Source organism: Mycetocola miduiensis, from assembly GCF_900115155.1.
GTDB lineage: Bacteria > Actinomycetota > Actinomycetes > Actinomycetales > Microbacteriaceae > Mycetocola_A > Mycetocola_A miduiensis.
Map to the genome: position 1 here is coordinate 37,930 of NZ_FOVM01000012.1, position 19,372 is coordinate 57,301.

Genomic DNA, 19,372 nt, shown 5'->3' on the forward strand with positions numbered 1-19,372 from the left:
GAGGTCAGGCGACCGGGTACTGGGACTCCTAGGAGCGAGGTTCTCCGAGCGGGAGAAGGTTCAGCGCACTGGGGCTCGCCTGAATCCACTTGTCCACTCCACCGAGCTCGACAAGTGCTGCCCAGCTGTTGAGCGGGTGACGCTTCCCGGCGTCTATCCAGTAGATCTTGCCGTCCGGCCCGCGAAGGAACTTCGTGAGCGTCTGCTCCGTGATCGACATCGCCGCACACGTGGCTGGGTCGAGTGGCGTTGCAGTCCAGCCGTACGACGCGAGGGTACCGGCGTCGGCCGGGAGCAGCTTGCCGTCCAGACCGACCAGCGATCGGCCGTTGCACGTCACCGCAGGGGATGGAAGGGACTTCGACTGCTCGAAGCTGTCCAGGGCGCCGTCTGGCATCGTCGTCACCGAAGCGCCGAGTCCCAGCGCCATGGTCACGTCGAACGACATGACCGTGAGCAGTCGGGTTGTACCGTCCACGAGATAGACGCGCGGTGATGAGCTTCGCTTGACGAGGCTTCCGGCATCCAGCAACGGGCGGCCGTCTGGCAGCACGCCGACGGTCTCGTCAGGAACGGTCCAGATTCCGGGGGTGACGTCAGGGGACTTCTCCGCCGACATGATGGCTTCCCAGCTCCAGGCCTTGCGCTTGACGCCATCGTCGATCAGGAACACCGAGGGGGATGAGACACCCTTGAGGAAGTGTTTCTTGCCCGCCGTGGCGACAACCGGAAGCGTCTCGAGCATCTTGGCCGGCGCTCCGACGAATTCGATTCCCGGGTACGAGGTGTTCGTGACCTTTAGCCGACCGCCCTGGGTCAGGACGAAGGTCTGGTGTGAGCTGTCGCGAACGAAGCCGGAGATCGTCCCGGCGCGGTTGAGCGCCCCTATGCTCTGTTCATCGAGCGGTACCTGGGGGAACGAGCTGGCGAGCCCGGTCTGTCCGGCGACGGTCGCCGACATGGGAGAGATCGTCGTGCCACTCCCGCTGATGAACCCCTGCCACGTCGATCCGCGCTTCTGCGCGAAGACAGAGTCCCGAACGACCGGCACTCCATACGGAAGGTAGGAGATAGCGCTCTCGAACAGGACCATGCTGCGGGACGGGGCATTCACCGCTGCGAGCGACGACTTGTCGGCGACCTCACGCTTCTTGCCCGCTTCGATGAAGAAGGTCTTCCCGTTCGTCGTTTCGTAGAGTCTGGTCATGGATTGTGAATCTCGGAACGCGGAGAGCTGACTATCGGTGAGCAGGATGGATGCTCCACAGTCGACGCCGTAGGCAGAAACATCTTCACACGTCATGAACTGGAATTTCGCTCCCACATCGAGGAAGAACACCTTTCCAGACGGTGAGCGCACGATCCGCTTCATGTCTGCGCCGGTGGTCTTCGAATCGAGGAACTGCTGTGACACGTATCCAACTGAGCCGAGCGGGTAAAGCGCGTCAAGCATTGAGTAGTCACGCACCGGATACTTCGCGTTTCCCGATACGAGATACACGGCCGGGTTGTCGCCAGTGCGAACGAGATTCGACGCCGCACTCGGGTCTCCGAACCAGTCCGTGAACATTCGCCAGAAGTTACGGTTGCCATAGGCAGAGCAGGAATCGCCTGTCCCGTAGAGGTTGTTCAGGGCCGCCGTGTTGGGCTGGTATGGGGTGTAGTAGTAGAGGGCGGCTGTCGCCTTGTTCTTGATCGTAATCGAGGCGGAGCCGCAGGCCGCGTTCGGGTGAAAACGTACCGGGGCGGATTTGCCCACCGGAAACCAAGTGAAGTACTCAGATGTGCCCGCCGGGTTCCCGTAGCGTTTCAGCTGCCACGCGGCCTTGTACACCTGATTGAAGAATCCGAAATATTGGGAGTCGCACACGGCAGTGTCTGGGCAGGCGTAGCCCATCGCGATGTTGTATCGAGCTTGCGACGGGCTCGTGTGCGAGAGCAGAGACTGCTCTTTCTCGAGGGTCACCAGCAGGACCTTTGGGTTTATCCCGCAGGCACGCCCTACTTTGAAAACGATCGTTGCAGCTGTTTCGTTCGCGGCACCACGGTAGCTATCGCACATGGCGTCCGCCCCGCGGTCGGGGGTGGACTGCTTATAGTCCCTCAGACACGTGTAGCCAGCCTTGCATCCTTGATGCTGCTTGTTGAGGAAGTCCTGAACCGCGGCGGCTCCCATGTCGGCCCCGTTGAAGAAGACGGCGTCACTGATGATGTTGGCTGGGTCGAAATCGGAGGCAGTCGCGGCATGAGCGCCCTGCGCGTCAGATGAGAACGGCGATGCCACAAATCCGACGCACAGGAGTAGCGTCGTCACAAGCAATGCAACACAGCGGGTAGTTCGAACGCGCATTTTTCCCTCAGTTCATGCGGTCATGCCGGGTCTGCTATCGCTCCACGACTGCAGACCTCGCCCTCCCTCAGGCGTTGACCTTCATGAATACTACCGGCGAAGAGCCGGTTGGCGAGGAGGCGCGGCTTTTATGCAGGACCGATCGCCTACAATTGGTGAGTTCTATTCACAACGGAAAGCAAGGTATGACCGGTTCGAGTGCAAGTGAGCGTGCCCGGAGTCTCGCGGCCCAGCCGCTAGAAGCGTTTGGACTGTCTGAGGGATTCGTTCGAGGCACGGCCCAGTCATATCGGGCTATTTGGGCCCACCGGGACCTGCTCTTCCTCCTGGTGAAGAGAGAGCTCCGGGCGCGTTACAAGAACAGCGCTCTGGGCATTTTGTGGAGCCTGGTGCGTCCACTGGCTCAACTACTGATCTACTACTTCGCAATCGGTCAGATCCTGGGCGTTGCCCGAAGTATTCCGAACTTCGCTATTTTTGTTTTCGTCGGATTGACCGCGTGGACCCTCTTCACCGAAATCGTCTCAAACGGTACGACCTCGATCGTCTCCAATTCTGGCCTCGTCAAGAAGGTGTACCTCCCGCGCGAGATCTTCCCTCTGAGCAGCGTCGGTGGCGCCCTGTTCAGCTTTGGCGTGCAATTCGTCATTCTGATCGGTGCAACAATCGTCCTCGGGCAGTTCCCGTGGAGTGCGAACCTGGCGACGGCTGTGCCTGCGTTCATCGTCATCCTGCTGTTCGGGACAGGCCTGGGCATTCTCCTTGGCGGCCTCAACGTCTACTTCCGCGACCTGGAGCACCTTACGGAGGTGGCCCTCGTCGTTCTCTTCTGGGCGTCGCCAATCGTGTACTCGTTCTCGTATGTTCACAACTTCCTCCAGGGAGGGCTTCTCGAGCAGGTCTACCTGCTCAACCCGATAACCCTTGGAATCCTCGGCATGCAGAAGGCGTTCTGGCTCTCTGGTTCTGTCGAGTCCACGGCTATGAACTGGCCCCCGGATCTCGATCTTCGTCTCTGGATCGCGGTTCTGGCCGGAGTGGTCTTCGTGTGGCTGTGCCAGCGAATCTTCTCCCGTGTCCAGGGCGACTTCGCACAGGAGCTGTAGACCATGATTTCTTCAAACCCCACCGTCGTCAGCGTTCAAGGCGTGTCCAAGCGATTCGTCATGCACAAGGACAAGTCGGTGAAAGAGCGCCTTGTGAACGTGGCCAGGTCACGACCCGCCGACGACTTCTGGGCTCTGCGCAACATCGACATCGACGTCCTTGCCGGTTCGACTGTGGGTCTCGTCGGCCACAACGGCTCAGGCAAGAGCACCCTGCTGAAGGTGGTCGGCGGCATCATCCAGCCCACCCAGGGCCAGGTGCTCCGACGGGGTCGCATGGCGGCCCTCCTCGAACTCGGCGCCGGGTTCCACCCCGACCTCACCGGGCGTGAGAACGTCTATCTCAACGCAGCGATTCTGGGGCTCTCGCGGGCGGAGACCGAAAGACACTTCGATGCCATCGTCGAGTTCTCAGGCATCGAAGACTTCATCGACACGCAAGTGAAGTTCTACAGCTCGGGTATGTATGTGCGTCTCGCGTTCTCTGTCGCCGTGCACGTCGACCCGGATCTGCTTCTCGTCGACGAGGTCCTCGCGGTCGGCGACGAGCCGTTCCAGCGCAAGTGCATGGACAAGATTGCCGAGTTCCAGAGCGAGGGCCGGACCATCGTCCTTGTGAGCCACTCGGCTGAGCAGGTCGGCGCACTCTGTGACCGTGTCGTGGTTCTGCACGCCGGTGAAATCCAGCACGATGGCGACCCGGCCAAGGGGTTACGCATCCTGCGCGCCGGCTACGAGGCAGATCGGCAGCATGCCGTGACCGTGGAAACCGAGACGAAAGTCCCCGCAGTCGCACCGTACTTCCTGCGGTCTGCTGAGACCCAGGTGAGTTCCACGGTGAGCGATGAGTTGACGATCCGCCTCGAGATCGAGATCAACGATCCTCAGCCCAGCTGGGGTATCGGCCTATCAATCGAAACATCCCTCGGTATGAAGCTGTACAGCATGACCACCTTCGATGGGGCCGTTCAGCTGCCGAATACGCCTGGCGTTCACAACCTCACCGTTGTCGTCCCCGACATCCGGCTGGGGGCAGGGCAGTACCTGATCAACGTTGGACTGGGCGATCAGGCGGGGAGGACCTTCCACAGAGTCGCAGGGGCGACATCGTTTGAGTCACCGCGCGATGATGTAGGGCATGGTCTCATTCGTTTGAGCCCACGCTTTCAGATAACCGAAGGAATGCATGGCTGAGCAAGCGAGATTACTGTACGACTCCATCAGTCCGAACACCGGCGATATCGCCATCGGCATTGCGAGCCAGCAGATCTTCGACAAGCTGGGGGTGTCTTCCTCCATTGTCGACCCGTTCTCGGACGCGCCTCGTGCGCCTCTCGTGATCGGTGGTGGAGAACTCATCCGCGAAACAGGCGACCCCTTCTACGACAGGTTTCGACGGAGAGGGAGACACATCCTCAACGCCGCAGGAGTGTGGACGACCGCGACGGATCTCGACTACCTGAACGAGTATGAGTTCGTGTCTGCCCGATCAAGCCGAGAGGTCGAAGTCCTGCACCGGTACGTGAAGGACGCTGAACTCCTGCCATGCGCCACAACGGCGCTCGAAAGCCCCCGATTCGAGATTCCGGGAGTCGAGGAGTCCGAGCCCGTCGTCGGCATTCACCTGGTGCCGCATGCTCTGCGGCTCATCGATCGTCTCGCGCCGATCATCAACGCGATACCGCACAAGAAGGTCTTCATCCCGTTCACCCATTACAACGGTGACCGGTCGTTCATGACGTCGTTGCCATTCGACTGGTCGAACTCCGTCGTTCTCGACGAATTGCAGCCGCTTGAGCTTCACTCGGTGATCGGCCAGATGAAGTACGTCGTGGTTTCCTCACTCCACGCCTCCATCTTTGCGTACAGCCAGAACGTCCCGTTCGCGTCGGTCTACCAGAAGAAAGCGCATTACTACTTCGACGACAGGCAGCTCGCCGACCACATGGTGTCGAACGAGTCGCAGCTGGCGACGCTCATCGAGCGTCTCGAGCATGAGGAATTCGACTTCACCGAGCGGGTCGCCGAAGACCGGGTGAAGATCAGCAGCGCTTTCGAGAAGTATCGTGACATCCTGGGCGCTTCACACACCGACGCCTCTGACGCCGACGACCCGGCTGACTCGCTGGCAGAGACCGGTTCGCATCCCAAGGACCGCATCCTCCTTCAGCAGGCCCAGCAGGTACTCGGCGACAGAGATCTGGTTCTGGCGTTCTCCGAACACCGTTTGGACGACGCTCGGAGGACGATCGAGATCCTCGAGGACGAGGTTCGGACGAGGCAAGCAGAGATCGATCTGTTCGAGAACAGCAGGACGCGGCGCATCCAGCGCCGGTACGCCAGGTTCCGCGCCACGCTGACCAAGTTGTTCGTTCGCAGCTAGCACCCACGGGAAGGTGCGTCACATGAAGCGACCATCGAGTGCGGCGCAACTGGCCGGCGCGTCGGTTATTGCCGGCCTCTCTGGGCTCGTCGTGACCTGGGCTGTCGCGCGCGTGTCTGGTCCTGAGGCGTACGCGGTCTTCGCGGTGTTCTGGTCGGCCATGTACCTCGTGATCGGCTGCCTGGCCGGCGTCCAGCAGGAAGTGACGCGGTCGGTCGCCGTGTCGGTACGGACGGATCGCTCGTTGCACACCTCGGGGTGGCGTTTCGCGACCGGAGTGTCGCTCGGCATCGTCGTGCTCGTGGCCGCCAGTCTCCCGTTGTGGGCGCCGTCCAGTTTCGGCAACCCATACCTTGCTCTCGCTTTGCCATTGCTGTTGGGCATCGGGATCTTCGTTTTCATGGCGACCGTGAGCGGAAGCCTGGCGGGGACCGGCTCCTGGGCAGGGGTCTCCTTCATCATCGGCATGGACGGCGTCCTGCGCCTCGTCACCGTAGCGGTTTCTCTGCTGTTCACGGATGACCCGGCGCTCCTGGCCTGGATGGTGGTCGCGCCGCTTCCGATCACGCTGGGAACGGCGATTGTCCTGTTCAGGCGCCCGCTCGGACAGGCGATGGTTCTTACCGACGGCTATCGGACGCTGTTGTGGAACATCGTCAGGACGATGACCGCCGCTGCTGGGTCGGCGATCCTCATCACCGGATTTCCTCTCCTTTTGGCGCTGGTCTCCGATCGGAGCCAGCAAAACGAGCTGGCCCCACTGATTCTGGCGATCACCTTGACCCGGGCGCCATTGCTGATGCCGTTGAGCGCTTTTCAGGGCTTCCTCGTCGTGCAGTTCGCGAAGAAACCAGACGGGCAGTGGAGACTGCTCCTGAGGCTGACGGCTGGCCTTGCCGTTTTCGGAGCACTCGCGGCGGTTCTCGCGAGGCTGACCGGGCCGGCAATCCTGGAGCTCTTCTTCGGATCCGAGTACGTTCTCGGCGGCGAACTGCTGGCTCTTCTCGTCGCGGCTGCGGCTGCGATCGCGTGTTTGTACATCACCGGACCGGCCGTCCTGGCCAGCGGAGCCCACGCCGGCTATGCCCTCGGCTGGCTTGGTGCAGTCTTCTGCGCACTGCTCGTGATGAGCGTCCCGGGTGGTGGCTTGAGTGAGCGCGCGGTCCTTGCGCTCACGCTTGGCCCGATGGTCGGGGTCGTGCTGCACATCGGCTTCCTCCTCGCTCGTCGCCGGAGCGCCAAAAGCGGCGTCGGAACCCTACCTGTCCCGGTCGCAGGCGTGGAGTGACCCGTCGCGGCCGACGGGTGTTCTCGATTCTCTACAGCTCATGTCCCGGACGCATGGGACCGAAATACCTGGCGTACTGAAGCGCCACCCAGGCAACGTTCTTTACGTGGGCAAGGAGCGAGTTCTGACCCAGGACCCGAGCGAGGGCCAGACGCTCGCCCGTGACGAGCCGGATGTGGCGACCGTACGGTTTCGCGCCACGGCTCGCCTGTGTTCCGTGTACACGGTACTTGGTTAGGAAATCGGGGAGGATGGCGACTGGGCCCCGTTGGGAAAGCTGAAGCAGGAAGAGGTAATCCTCCATCTGCCGCAGCGACAGGTCGTAACCGCCGATCAGGTTGTAGGCCTCCCGGCGAAACATCAGTGACGAATGGGCGAGGACGTTGCTCAGGAGGAAGTGTCGGCGGATGTCATCGCCGGCTGGCCCCCTGACGTCACCGGTCGGTGCGCCGGTCTCATCGATGCGTCGCACCCTCGCCCCCACCGCGACAGTGTCCGGATGCTCGTCGAGAAATCGGGCTTGCTTCGACAGCCTGTCGCCGGCCGCCAGATCGTCTGCGTCCAGCCGGGCAATGTACGGGTAGTTCGCGAGTCCGACTCCCGTCTTCATCCCAGCCGACGGACCCATCCTGTCTGCGTGGTGCGCGACCGTCACCCGCGAATCGCTCATCCAGTCCCTTGTGGCATCGGGCAGCACTCCGTCGTGCACGACGATCACCTGGACCGAGAACTCGTCGCCGGTCAGCACGGAGTGAACTGCATCGTCGAGCCAGCCGTTCACCTGCGCGGTCGGAATGATAACGCTGACGCCGGACATCTGTCGTTTGCTCCCTGGATGGTCTACGTGCCGCGCCCGAGTGCCAGCGACGTCCAACGGGTGATCTTACCAAGGCTTCCTGATCCGGCTGGCGCGGGTGAACCGGATAGAATCGACGGTCCGCCGAAACGGCGCCAATCGCGCTGTGTTTCTGTCCAACCCAAGATAGGTCGGTATTCCGATGAACCCGAACGATCAGGTTGTCACGCCTGCCCACGTGCTCTTCGTCGTGAACAACTACCCGCCAAGCGTCGGCGGTGTGGAGACCCACGTGCTTCACCTCGCCAGTGAGATAGCAGCCTCAGGTTCTCGCGCGACGATTGTGACGTTGGCCGAGGCGGCCAGTGATCGTGTGGAGGGGAACGTCCGGGTGGTCCGGCTGCGACGGCACTTCCCTGTGGCGGGCGTCATTTCGTTTCCCGCTCCCGGCGCGTCGAAGAGAATCGCCAAGGCCTTCGGGAACGATCAGGTCACCACGGTATCCACACACACCAGGTTTTTCCCCATGTCTGCGGTCGGTGCCCGGGTTGCCAAGCGGATCGCCGCACCGGTGATCCACACGGAGCATGGCTCGGACTTCGTGCGGTCGTCTTCCCCGATGGTGAGCATCGCCAGCCGCTTCGTCGACCTCACGGTCGGGCGCTGGGTCCTTCGAAACGCAGATGTGGTTCTCGGCGTCTCCGAACAGGTCGTCGCTTTCGTCGGAAAGCTTGCCGGCGTTCGCGCGAAGGTGTTCTACAACGCCATCGACATCACTAAATGGTCGAACGTCACGGTCGATCCAACGACGAACGAGGTGCCTCGCTTCTGTTTTCTTGGCCGGCTGGTCGCCGGGAAAGGATGGGACGACCTGCTTGAAGCTGCCACTCAGATCCGTCAACGGAAAAATCTTGACAGGTTCCGGATCGACATTATGGGGGATGGCCCCGATCGGTTACGGCTCGAGAGCAGGGTGGCGTCACTCGGGCTGGACGACGTCGTACGGGTCCACGGCCAAGTACCGCCACAGGAGGTGAGGGATCTTTTGTCCGGTGGAGTCCTTGTCAACCCGACAGTCCTGTCTGAAGGATTTCAGACAACACTGCTTGAGGCCATCGCCGTTGGAGGACAGATTGTCTCCTACCCGGTGCCGGGAATTGATCAGCTCATCGCGGACGGCGTGCCCGTGCGGAAAGTTCGGGCAGGAGACACGGCTGCTCTGGCCATCGCCATGGAGGCGGTAGCCCTTCGACCCCGGCCCGTTCTCGATCCATCCATCCTCACCAAGTGGTCGTGGGACGAGCGAGGCCGTGAGTATCTCCGCGTCGTCGCTGGCCTCAGATCCGGGAACCGATGACGGGGCTCGCGTAAACTGGCCAGAGCCCCGCCCTTTCCAACCCCAGGAGTGCACCATTCAAGGATCAATTGCTCGTCGAACGTGGCTGGTGGTGCCGCTGTACAACGAGGGCCAGGTGGTGCGGGAGGTCATTCTTCAAGCGAGAGCGGTTTTTCCTAACATCGTCTGCGTCGATGACGGAAGCAGCGACAACTCCGCCGACGAGGCAGCCGCAGCCGGGGCTGTCGTCGTGAAGCATCCGATCAACCTCGGTCAAGGCGCTGCACTCCAGACCGGTCTCGACTACGCAATGAGCGATCCGTCTGCGGAGTTCTTTGTGACCTTCGACTCCGACGGACAACATGGCCTCGACGACGCCCTCGCCATGGTGACGCGACTGTCCGAAGAACCGGTGGACGTGATCATCGGCTCCCGTTTTCTCGATGGGCGCACGAAGCCGGGAAGAATCAAGAAAGTCGTCCTCAAACTGGCCGTCATCTTCGAGAACGTCAGCACGGGCGTGCGGTTGACAGACGCTCACAACGGTCTTCGCGCATTGAACCGGAGGGCGGTGAGCGTGATCCGGATCGAACAGAACCGGATGGCACATGCGTCGGAGATCGTGGCAAAAATCGGCCAGAACAAGCTTCGCTATGCCGAACACCCTGTCCACATCATCTACACCGACTACTCGCGCGCCAAGGGCCAGTCGGTATGGAACCTCGTCAACATCCTCAACGATCTCATTTTCAAGTAGGGCCACGTCATGGACAATCAGATAATCATCAAGATCGTACTGATCGCGGCGCTCGCGGTGTTCGCGGTCTTCCTGATGCTGCCGGGCAGCGGCGCTCGCCACCTGGCCCTCCGGCGGCTGTCGATGATCGGCCTTTTCGCGATCGCCGTCGTCGCCGTCGTGTTCCCGCAACTCATCAACGACGTCGCCAATGCCGTCGGGGTTGGCCGCGGTACTGATCTGCTGCTCTACGGTCTCATTGTGGTCTTCATCGGTAATTCGCTCGCGGCTTCGCGGAGATACCGGCACACGGAGCGTGAAGTAACAAACCTCGCCCGAGCTCTCGCGCTTGCAGAAGCGCCCAAGCCGGGTTCTCACCAGGACTGAGCTCGGCCGGATCAGGAATCCGATGGGCGCGCGGCTGCTATGGCGCCATGGCTGGCGCGAGGCTGAAGACTGTCCCGATCAGGACGACAGAGTAGGCGAGGATGATCCACGTGGCCCATCGGTTCCGGATGCTGAGGGCAGCGACGAGCAATATCCCAGCAAGGATGGGCGCTCCGTAGCGAGGGGGGAGCGGGAAGTAACTTCCCGTGGCGAGATACAGCACAAACGCGAGCATCGGCGCAAAGAAGAACGCCGCCAGTGAGACCGCAAGTATCAGGTTGCTGCGATCCTCCCGCTTCCACATGCTCCAGAACGCGCCGATGACTCCGGCGACGCAGATCCAGCTCAGCGGGGCGATGATAAACGACGGGATGTCGTAAGCGTATGCATCCGAGCCGGCGATGTTCACGTTTGACGTCAACGTGCCAGGAAGGAAGTTGGCGACCTGAGAGATCAACTCGATCTTGGTCAGCGGGATGGAGACGCCCTGCTCAGCCACTTCGCCTGTCGACTGAAGGCTCCGGATGACGAGCCAGATCCCCTCGGCGAGCCCGGCGCCCACGAGCGCGGCGACGCCGAATCCTGGGAGCGCCAACGATGAACGTGATGCGAGGTCTGGGCGCATCGTTCGAACCCCCGCCCAATCGGTTCGCCTCCATTCAGCGATCCAGGTGATGAGCAGATAGAGGGCGGCGAGGCACACTCCGAGGATGTTGGTGATCTTTACGAGAACAGCGATCGCCGAGATCGCGACCAGCCACCACCCGGACCACTGCCCTCGCACCAGTTTCATTGCAGCAATGAGTATGAGGATGCCGAACGCCATCGATGGAGCATCCGTGCTCACGTACGTGTATGTCCACCACGCGAACGGCGATCCAATCACCGTGAGCCCGAGGGCCAGGGTCAGGAGTCTGGGCACGGACCAGAGCCGGAAGAGCCAGTAGAAGAGAATCATGGTTGCGCCGAGCCAGAGCGAGCCGGTTATCCGCCAGCCATCCAGCTGGTCTATCCCGGTCACCTCGTGGATGGCATCGCCAACGATTCGCGTGAGCGCGAAGTACATCGGTGTGTAGGCATCCGCCGAGGTGATTCCCTCGAACGGGAAGTTCTCGACGTCGTCGTAGTTCCCCCCGCACGGTGCCCCCATCGGTCCATACGGTTTGACGCCGTCGCACGCCATCCGCTCGAGAGCCTCTTCGCCGATCTCCTCACCCTGGTGGACGATCCCCTGTTCCGGAATCTTCTCGAGGTAGTCGACGTACACCCACTCGTCGACGGGAGACATGGCGTCAGTGTGAAGCCCCGTGACCGTCCATGACATGGCGAAGGACGCAAAGACGAGAAGGAGCGGTACCCAGATACGTCGAAGGATCGACGCAGCACTCGAAAGGCGGGCAGCCCGCATGGTCTGCTGTGTAGTGGACACGTATAGAGGCCTCTCGCCTGGGCGGACAACCCTTCCAGATTACGGGAGTTGCCCGCCACGCGAGGCCAGCGCGCTCGTGCGCGCCCGATCCGACCCGCTTCTCGTACACTCGGAGGGTGAAAACACTTGTTACAGGCGGTACCGGTTACATCGGGTCGCACGTCGTCAAGCTCCTCTCAGACCGCGGTGACGATGTCGTCATCGTGGATGACGTCCTGACCGGGGACCGCAACCGCGTACCAGGAACGCCGGTCGAAGAACTTGATTTGCATGACCCCTCGTCTGTTTCGAAAGTGGCTGCGTTGCTCGAGTCGCATGAAATCGACTCCGTCATCCACTTCGCGGGACGCAAACAAGTACTCGAATCCGTACACCGGCCCGCCTGGTACTACCAGCAGAACGTCGGCGGGCTGGCCAACCTCCTGATCGCGATGGAAACGGCCAAGGTCAAGCGCCTGGTCTTCTCCTCCTCCGCCGCGGTGTACGGGGCGACAGAGGGCGAAGCGATCACCGAGGACGACCGCGCTGCTCCCATCAACCCGTACGGTGAAACCAAGCTCATCGGCGAGCAGCTGATCGCCAGGGCCGCCGCCGCCTTTCCGCTCGACGCGGTCAGCCTGCGGTACTTCAACGTCGCGGGGGCCGGTACCCCCGAACTCGGAGACCGCGCGGTGCTCAACCTCGTGCCGATGGTTTTCGAGAAGATCGACCAGGGCGAACGACCCATCATCTTCGGCGACGACTACTCGACGCCAGACGGAACCTGCATTCGGGACTACATTCACGTTCAAGACCTCGCCGAGGCACACATCGCTGTCCTCGATCACCTCGCAAAGAACGCCGACACCGGACATCAGGTGTTCAACGTGGGAACCGGAAAGGGAACGAGCGTCAAAGACATGGTGTCGGCCATCCTTTCGGTGTCGAACTCATCTCTCGAACCGCAGATTTCGCCACGGCGCGAGGGGGACCCGGCCTGGGTAGTCGCGTCGCCCGACCGCATAGCATCCGCCGTCGGGTGGACATCGCGACTCGGCCTGCAGGAGATCGTCGAATCTGCCTGGCAGGCCCACGAGCTGCATCGAGCGGGGATTCGTTAATTGCTCGACCTGTCGGTCGCGATCTGCACCTATAACGGCGCCGCATACGTCGAAGAGCAGTTGCGCACCATTCTCAGCCAGTCGCGCCAGCCGACCGAAATCGTGGTCTCGGACGACGGCTCGACCGACAACACTGTGGCGCTGGTCACCGGACTGCTCGAGAACTCGGGCGTCCGCCACCGCATCCTTGAGAACGCGACAGCGCTCGGCGTGAGCAAGAACTTCGAGCACGCCGTGCTCGCGACAACAGGCGACATCGTAGTGTTGTCTGACCAGGACGACATCTGGCATCCGCAGCGGCTCGAGCGGGCGTGCGCCGAGTTCGACGCCCGCCCGGACCTGACCGTGCTCTTCTCCGACGCCAGGATGGTGGACGCCACGGGGGCTTCGCTCGGCTACGTTCTGTTCGACGCCCTGGAGATCAGTGCGGCGGACCGCAAGGCCATTCACGCGGGGAGCGGGTTCCCAACTCTTCTGCGCCGCAACGTCGCCACCGGAGCGACGATGGCTTTTCGACGCTCTCTGCTCGAGGTCGCGGCTCCATTCCCCGTCGAGTGGGTGCACGACGAATGGCTGGCGATCCTCGCAGCGGCGGTCGGGCAGATCGACCTCCTCGAGGAGCCGCTCATCGACTACCGGCAGCACGGGGCAAACCAGATCGGCGCCCGCGAGCCGAGCCTCGGCCACAAGATTCGCCGGGTTCTCGAACCGCGCGGGAACCGCAACCGGGATCTCGCCGTGCGCACCGGCATCCTCGTTGAGAAGCTTGCGTCGCTAGGCGGAGCGGTTAAACCTGCTGATCTCACCGCTGCCCGCGGCAAGCTTCGGATCGAACGGATGCGCGCAGACCTGCCGGCGAACCGGATGGCCAGAATCCTGCCTGTCCTCAGCGAAGCACGCAGCGGAGACTATGCGCGCTTCACCAGCCAGGGCAGCACGGAGATTCTTCGCGATCTCTTCCAGCCCCGATAGCGAGTCGCTGGGCTACTCGACGGGAACCGGCGGAACCGGCTCGCTGCCGCTGCGCAACCGGGTACGCCAGCTCATGTTCTGCGATGCTTTTACCGCGCATACGACGAGAAGGAGCCAGCCGCCCTCGACAAGGATCGAGCTTTCGGCAGCACTCGTCGCGATCAGGGCGACGAGAACAAGAGCCGGCCAGGTGTATGTGACGGTTCGGCGATTCGAGGCAAGCAGCCATGAGCGCACGAACGCCAGGACGAGCAACACGATGAAGGCGACGAGCCCCACGATTCCGACCTGCAGGTAGACATCGATGAACGCGTTCAGGCTCGACTCGTGCGAACGGACAAGGACATTGTTGATGTAGGTGTACGGCGGGACGTCCTGCCACAATCCCGACCAGCCCCATCCTTCCAAGCCGCGGATCGGCGCAAGGGTCAAGGCCTGGAACCAGAGCAGATAACGGTACTCGAACTCGCTGCCCGCGTTGAGCAGCGCGATGACCCTCGTCCGTGCGAGCCAGGTCGAGAACAGTGCAATGGCCGTGAGGGCGGCCAGTGCCCACTGCAACGCCCTCCGCAAGTCTGCTGGCGCCTGGCGCAGGCCGTAGAGGGCCAGCGCAGCGAGGCCGAGGACGATGGCGACAAGGAGAACGACCGGGGACTGGCTGAGCGCGAGGGACGCCGCGCCGATCGTGAGCGAATACACCACGACGCCTCTGGTCGCCGAGCGGGTTCGCCACTCGATGACGAAAGTGAGAATACCGAGGAGCGCCATGAAGCCGAGGGTGTTGCGTGTTTCGAAGATCCCCTGGATCGGCCCGCCCAAAGCGATGTTGCCCTCGACCCCCATGAAACCGAATGGCACGTCGAGGATCAGCCCGGACAGGACTTCGACGGCGAGCGACAGAGTCAGGAGGGCACGCAACACTGATCCTACGGAGCGCACGATCTGGATCATGTCCCTGGTCAGGGCGATCGTGAGCCCCAGGAACGCGAAGGCGATCTGGTACAGCGCACTGGAGAGCGTGATCCACTGGTGATCGGTCCAGAACGTCGAGAGGAGGCACCAGCCGACGAACACCAGGATGGAGATCGGCAGGAGGCCGTGCCATTCGATGGTGTCCCACCGGGCAATCACGACGAGCGCAGCCAACGGCACGAGAGCGGCGACCACCCCGATCAGTCCACTCCAACCGAGGACCGAACGGATCAGCGGCGTGGCGAACGCGACACCGAAGATGGTGAGGCTCAGCGCCGCAGCGGCGTGTGGGCTGCCCAGCCCGCGGAACAACGCCGCCAGCGCAGGATGGTTCTGGGCGGGCCGGGGAGCCGTCATCGGCCCGGTTCGGTGAGCCGAGGGGACGCGTCTGGCGCACCGGCACCGATCGTCGGATGCTGTTTCGTCTTGAGGCACAGGAGCACGACGAGAACCCAGCCCGACTCGATGAGGATCCTGCTCTCGGCGACCGACTGCACAAGGAGCACCACCATGACGAGGACAGGAAACAACGACAGCACCGAGTACTGCCGGTCGTCGCGGAGGTCGAACCGTGGCCGGTCGACGGCCGCGAACCAACTGCGCCACAGCGTGGAGGCGATCACGGCGGCGAAGAGGACAACGCCGATCACGCCGAGCTGCAGCCAGACGTCGAGCCAGGCGTTGTGGGCGTGCAACTGGAGCACCCCGCGACGGACGACGAGGTCGTCAAAGGGCTCGACCCACGGCACCCACGGGCTCGCATAACCCCAGCCGAACCAGGGCCGCTGGCTTGCGGTCCCGATGACGGTGTCCCAGATGTCGAGCCGCCCGGTCAGGTCTTCGCTCTTGCCCAGCAGCGCCAGCAAATGTTGATTGAAGAGCGAGACCGCGGCAAATGCAGCGAGAAACAGTCCGAGCCCACCGAGGTACACCGGTGTCCGGCGCGCGGGGCTCGGGGCATTTCGCACGAGCAGCGCGCCAGCGAGCACCACCGCGACGACCACGGCGGCGACGATCATCGTGCTCGAGCGGGTGAGAAGGAACTCGGCCGCGGCGAGCGACAGCCAGGTGATCGCCGACACCCGGCGGACGGTCCCCGCAGCCCATTGCAGCGCGAACACGATCAGGCCGAAGAGGGCGATGATGCCCAGCAGGTTGGAGTTTCCGAGGATGCCCTGGATCTTCCCTCCCTCGAAGAGGAGATTCCGCGACCAGTATGCGAGGAGGGGAGGTTCGCTGCCGAAGTCCACCCATAACGGCAGCACCCTGTCGCGTACGACGACAGCGACCCAGAGTTCGAACAGGATCGAGAGTGCGAGCACCCATTTGATCGCGTTCGCGAACAACCGCACGACCTCCGCCCACTCGAAGCAGAGGGCGAGGAAGACTCCAACGATGATGCAGAGCAGCATCCCGGTAAGGGTGAACAGGCTCGCACCCGGGTACGCGGACCAGGCCACCGACAGCACGGCGAACGCCGTGAAGGCGAGGAGCGCCTTCGGCGTCCTGCGACGGTTGTATGCCGGTCGGAGAACGATCAGGAGGACCAGGCAAGTCGCCGCTGTCAGGATGCTGACCGCCACGAAGCCCCACAGCCCGAGGAGGTGGCGGATGCCGTCGCCGGCAAGCGCGATGAACAAGGCGAGTGTCGCGATGCCCGATGCCCACAGCCTCGGCGTCGAGAGCGCGGTGGGCGGCGCGACGGTCGACGAGGTCATGCAGTCAGGCTATCGCGCCGTGCCTTCAGGCGCTCGACGCTCCGCCGATTGCGCCGAGAAAGCAACGACAGCGACCCAGCTTTTGCTCAATATGGTCTGCCTAGAGTGGACCGATGCGTTCCTCAGTGCCTGTTGTTCCCCGACCGCGAGGGCGGATCCCGTCGCTCGACGGCGTTCGGGGAATCGCGGCGGTTGTCGTCGTTCTCTACCACCATTCGCTCGTGGCTCGCCCCGCCCTCGAACAGCAGTCTGGCGTCTGGGAGTGGCTGACGCAGTCGCCCGCAAAACTGCTCATCGCAGGCTCGGAAGCCGTGCTCGTCTTTTTCGTGCTGAGCGGTCTCGTCGTCGCTCTCCCGGCACTGCAGGGACGGCTGCACTGGCTGTCGTACTACCCCAGCCGGCTGCTGCGCCTGTATCTGCCTGTTGGGGCTTCCCTTCTCCTCGCCGCGGTCTTTGTCGCGCTTGTTCCTCACTCGGGCGGGAAGGCCGCCGCCGGTAGCTGGTTGATCGAGCGAAACGCAGACAGCGCGCCGCTGTCGCTCCTGTTGGATGAAGCAACGCTCCTGCCTGCGACGTACACACTCAACAACGTGCTCTGGTCGCTGCGCTGGGAAGTGCTCTTCTCCCTGCTGCTCCCTCTTTTCGTCGTCGTCGCCCGCGCTGTGGCATCCCACGTCTGGCCGGCCGTCGTGGTCAGTTCCCTCGCCATGGTTCTCGGCCGCGTCGTCGGAGTGGATGCCCTCGTCTACCTGCCGACGTTCTTCCTCGGAACGCTGATGGCGGCGAACCTGGACCGGCTGCACGCCTGGGGCCGGATGGTCAATACCCGCAGCGGGGGTGGAGTCTGGTTCGGCATCGGAGTCGCCTCCGCCTGCCTGCTCATCCTCGGCTGGCTGGCGCGACCCGTGGTACCCGCCAGCTCAACTGGAAGCGCAGTGCTGTGGGGTCTTGCCGGCCTCGGCGCCGGCGGCCTGATCGTCGTTGCTCTGCTCTCTCCGCTGGCCAAGCGTCTGCTGGAGTCGTCGGTGCCGCGCTGGCTGGGACGGATGTCGTTCAGCCTCTACCTGGTGCACGTCCCGGTGCTGGCCGCCGCAGCGTTTCTCATCGGTGACGACCGGTGGTGGCTGGTTTCAGCCGTCGCAGTCCCGGCAAGTTTCGCCATCGCCGTGCTATTCCACGCCGCAGTCGAAAGACCAGCGCACGCGCTGGCGCGGTCGGTGGGAGTCCGCGTTCGGTCGCAGCCCGTTCGATCTCCCGTGCCCACATCCGTGTGACGGCGTCGTCTGAGTACTGCTCAGCGGTGCGCACCGCGTTCCTCCTGAGGGTTGCCACCCGCTCGGCCGGAAGGGCGAGAAGATTTTCGATGGCCGCGGTCAGGGCGGGGACGTCTCCCGCGGGAACGAGGAATCCGTTGTGCCCTGACCGGATGATGTCGGCGGGGCCGTAGGGGACGTCGTACGCGATCGGCACGCATCCGTTCGCCATGGCCTCGACGAGCACGAGCGGCAGACCCTCGCTCTTCGACGTGAGCAGCAGGAATGACGCTTCGGCAAGTTCCCGGCTTGCGCCCGCCCGGTAACCGTGGAGGGTGATTCTCGCCTGGCTGCCCGCCGCTTTCGCGACGGCGCGTTCCACTTTCGGACGGCCTGGCCCCTCGCCGAAAACATCGAGGCGGATCGCGTGGGGGACGGAAGATACCGCCTGCACAGCGTGTTCCACGCGTTTCCGCGAATCAAGCGACGCCAGGACGATGCCGCGATACGGGTCCCGGTCCGATGCCAGCGAATCGAGCGCGTCACGGGAGACATCCCTGCCGTTGGGAATCACCGTCAGGCGTGCGTGCGTGCCCAGGACGAGCCGGGCGTCTGCGAGTTGACGTTCGGTGAGGAACACGAATCGGTCGAATCCTTCGGGCGACCGGAAGACATCGGCGCGCGACGCGCGAACCTGAAGCGGGTCGGAAGAGCTCTGGCGATGCGAGGCATGGACGACATGAAACGTCAGAAGCCCTCGCCTTCGGTAGCCGGCGAGGAACCTCGCACTCGTTTTGCTGTCGACGATGAGGGTCGTCGGCCGGCCGTCCCTCAGCTGGTCGAGCCACCACCGGTAAAGCGACCTGGCGCTCGTCCATCGTCGACGTGGTTGTCCCTCCGCATCGCACCAGACGATCACGCGCCCGCCCGGCGTGCCTCGCTCGTGCACGTCACGGCGATCGGACACGGCCAGTGTTCCGTCACTTCGGTAATGGTCGACCTGAAGATCGGTCCCTCCGTCGCCGGCGCGGCGGATGCGCATCAGCTCACGCCCGTCCCGTCGCACCGACGTGTCTGCCTGGTCCACGGAAAGCGGCGTGAAGGTCGCTCTCCTGGCGGCATGCGCCTCATCGGGATCGTCCGGCGGCGTTTTCTCCCTGAGCCAGTCCCAGATGTTTAACAGCGTCATGCCGTCGGTGAGCTCGCCGGATGCGCGCAGCCGCTGCTCGAGGGCCGGGTAGTCCGGCCGCAAATCGAAGGTGACGACGTCGACCTGCACCTCACCAAGCCGGACGAAGGCGCGGGAACGATGCAGAAGCGCCCCGGTCATTCCCCCGAACTTGTCGTCGATTCCCCAGGTCACGGCGAGGTGGCATCCTGGCCGCAGGCGCACAGGCGGCATGTGATCCTCCTCCGGGTAACGGCCGGCCAACCGGCCGGCACGGGAACGATCCTCGCACCTCCAGTATCCGCTTGGGATCGACTTGCTGTTCCGCTGCAGCCGGTGTACCGGAGTGATCATCCGGTGCGCGGGGCGCGTTTCTCG

15 protein-coding genes and 1 pseudogene are annotated in these 19,372 nt (G+C 63.2%); 10 read left to right on the plus strand and 6 right to left on the minus strand.

Annotated features, from left to right (window positions below; all coding sequences use genetic code 11):
- Window positions 1-28 precede the first annotated feature (28 nt).
- The gene (locus BM197_RS15630) at window positions 29-2,314 is read right to left on the minus strand and encodes a hypothetical protein (RefSeq protein WP_143095095.1); all 2,286 of its coding nucleotides are present in this window, start codon (window positions 2,312-2,314) and stop codon (window positions 29-31) included.
- Between the two features lie 365 nt (window positions 2,315-2,679).
- Here BM197_RS15630 and BM197_RS15635 point away from each other — a divergent pair, with 365 nt between their 5' ends.
- From BM197_RS15635 to BM197_RS15650, 4 genes are read left to right on the plus strand one after another with little or no spacing between them, the layout of a single operon-like run.
- Entirely contained in the window at window positions 2,680-3,456 is a 777-nt protein-coding gene (locus BM197_RS15635) for an ABC transporter permease (protein ID WP_245762584.1), read from the plus strand.
- Between the two features lie 3 nt (window positions 3,457-3,459).
- Window positions 3,460-4,650, plus strand: coding sequence for an ABC transporter ATP-binding protein (locus BM197_RS15640; RefSeq protein WP_090713210.1), 1,191 nt, complete (start codon window positions 3,460-3,462; stop codon window positions 4,648-4,650).
- Window positions 4,643-5,839: a polysaccharide pyruvyl transferase family protein gene (locus tag BM197_RS15645; RefSeq protein WP_090713212.1), complete on the plus strand. Its 1,197-nt coding sequence runs from the start codon at window positions 4,643-4,645 to the stop codon at window positions 5,837-5,839. The genes BM197_RS15640 and BM197_RS15645 overlap by 8 nt, the downstream gene beginning before the upstream one ends.
- A gap of 22 nt (window positions 5,840-5,861) precedes the next feature.
- Window positions 5,862-7,127 carry a polysaccharide biosynthesis protein gene (locus BM197_RS15650; protein ID WP_090713214.1) on the plus strand — a complete coding sequence of 422 codons (1,266 nt, stop codon included), beginning with the start codon at window positions 5,862-5,864 and terminating at the stop codon, window positions 7,125-7,127.
- Between the two features lie 31 nt (window positions 7,128-7,158).
- Here the strand turns inward: BM197_RS15650 and BM197_RS15655 are convergent, their stop codons facing one another.
- Window positions 7,159-7,944, minus strand: a complete 786-nt coding sequence (locus tag BM197_RS15655) for a glycosyltransferase (protein ID WP_090713216.1) — start codon at window positions 7,942-7,944, stop codon at window positions 7,159-7,161.
- A 181-nt stretch (window positions 7,945-8,125) separates the two neighbouring features.
- Here BM197_RS15655 and BM197_RS15660 point away from each other — a divergent pair, with 181 nt between their 5' ends.
- The 3 genes from BM197_RS15660 (at window position 8,126) to BM197_RS15670 (ending at window position 10,382) form a co-directional block, all read left to right on the plus strand.
- A complete protein-coding gene (locus BM197_RS15660) occupies window positions 8,126-9,280 on the plus strand; it encodes a glycosyltransferase family 4 protein (protein ID WP_090713218.1) in 1,155 nt (384 codons plus the stop codon).
- A 91-nt stretch (window positions 9,281-9,371) separates the two neighbouring features.
- On the plus strand, window positions 9,372-10,016 hold the full coding sequence (locus tag BM197_RS15665; RefSeq protein WP_342714593.1) for a glycosyltransferase family 2 protein: 645 nt from the start codon (window positions 9,372-9,374) through the stop codon (window positions 10,014-10,016).
- 9 nt (window positions 10,017-10,025) lie between these two features.
- Window positions 10,026-10,382 (plus strand): DUF2304 domain-containing protein, encoded by a 357-nt coding sequence (locus tag BM197_RS15670; RefSeq protein ID WP_090713220.1) that lies wholly within the window; start codon window positions 10,026-10,028, stop codon window positions 10,380-10,382.
- A gap of 37 nt (window positions 10,383-10,419) precedes the next feature.
- Here the strand turns inward: BM197_RS15670 and BM197_RS15675 are convergent, their stop codons facing one another.
- Entirely contained in the window at window positions 10,420-11,811 is a 1,392-nt protein-coding gene (locus tag BM197_RS15675; protein ID WP_143095096.1) for a hypothetical protein, read from the minus strand.
- Between the two features lie 116 nt (window positions 11,812-11,927).
- Between BM197_RS15675 and galE the strand changes: the two genes are divergently transcribed.
- Together galE and BM197_RS15685 are read left to right on the plus strand one after the other, a co-directional pair.
- On the plus strand, window positions 11,928-12,911 hold the full coding sequence (gene galE / locus BM197_RS15680; protein ID WP_090713224.1) for a UDP-glucose 4-epimerase GalE: 984 nt from the start codon (window positions 11,928-11,930) through the stop codon (window positions 12,909-12,911).
- A complete protein-coding gene (locus BM197_RS15685) occupies window positions 12,912-13,883 on the plus strand; it encodes a glycosyltransferase family 2 protein (RefSeq protein WP_090713226.1) in 972 nt (323 codons plus the stop codon). It abuts the gene before it with no gap.
- Between the two features lie 12 nt (window positions 13,884-13,895).
- Here the strand turns inward: BM197_RS15685 and BM197_RS15690 are convergent, their stop codons facing one another.
- Both BM197_RS15690 and BM197_RS15695 read right to left on the minus strand, forming a co-directional pair.
- Entirely contained in the window at window positions 13,896-15,212 is a 1,317-nt protein-coding gene (locus BM197_RS15690) for an O-antigen ligase family protein (RefSeq protein ID WP_245762585.1), read from the minus strand.
- Window positions 15,209-16,573 carry an O-antigen ligase family protein gene (locus BM197_RS15695; protein ID WP_090713228.1) on the minus strand — a complete coding sequence of 455 codons (1,365 nt, stop codon included), beginning with the start codon at window positions 16,571-16,573 and terminating at the stop codon, window positions 15,209-15,211. Before BM197_RS15695 ends, BM197_RS15690 begins: the two co-directional genes overlap by 4 nt.
- Window positions 16,574-16,686: 113 nt before the next feature.
- Between BM197_RS15695 and BM197_RS16675 the strand changes: the two genes are divergently transcribed.
- Window positions 16,687-17,847 (plus strand): acyltransferase family protein, encoded by a 1,161-nt coding sequence (locus tag BM197_RS16675; RefSeq protein WP_090713230.1) that lies wholly within the window; start codon window positions 16,687-16,689, stop codon window positions 17,845-17,847.
- Between the two features lie 46 nt (window positions 17,848-17,893).
- Here the strand turns inward: BM197_RS16675 and BM197_RS16680 are convergent.
- A pseudogene (locus tag BM197_RS16680) lies at window positions 17,894-19,348 on the minus strand (glycosyltransferase); the annotation flags it as partial.
- Between the last annotated feature and the right edge of the window lie 24 nt (window positions 19,349-19,372).

Bases quoted from the DNA above. Each gene is read 5' to 3' on its own strand.
- BM197_RS15650 (WP_090713214.1), top strand. From the start codon at position 5,862: ATGAAGCGACCATCGAGTGCGGCGCAACTGGCCGGCGCGTCGGTTATT.
- BM197_RS15695 (WP_090713228.1), bottom strand. From the start codon at position 16,573: ATGACCTCGTCGACCGTCGCGCCGCCCACCGCGCTCTCGACGCCGAGG.
- BM197_RS15645 (WP_090713212.1), top strand. From the start codon at position 4,643: ATGGCTGAGCAAGCGAGATTACTGTACGACTCCATCAGTCCGAACACC.
- BM197_RS15640 (WP_090713210.1), top strand. From the start codon at position 3,460: ATGATTTCTTCAAACCCCACCGTCGTCAGCGTTCAAGGCGTGTCCAAG.
- BM197_RS15660 (WP_090713218.1), top strand. From the start codon at position 8,126: ATGAACCCGAACGATCAGGTTGTCACGCCTGCCCACGTGCTCTTCGTC.
- BM197_RS16675 (WP_090713230.1), top strand. From the start codon at position 16,687: ATGCGTTCCTCAGTGCCTGTTGTTCCCCGACCGCGAGGGCGGATCCCG.
- BM197_RS15655 (WP_090713216.1), bottom strand. From the start codon at position 7,944: ATGTCCGGCGTCAGCGTTATCATTCCGACCGCGCAGGTGAACGGCTGG.
- BM197_RS15670 (WP_090713220.1), top strand. From the start codon at position 10,026: ATGGACAATCAGATAATCATCAAGATCGTACTGATCGCGGCGCTCGCG.
- BM197_RS15690 (WP_245762585.1), bottom strand. From the start codon at position 15,212: ATGACGGCTCCCCGGCCCGCCCAGAACCATCCTGCGCTGGCGGCGTTG.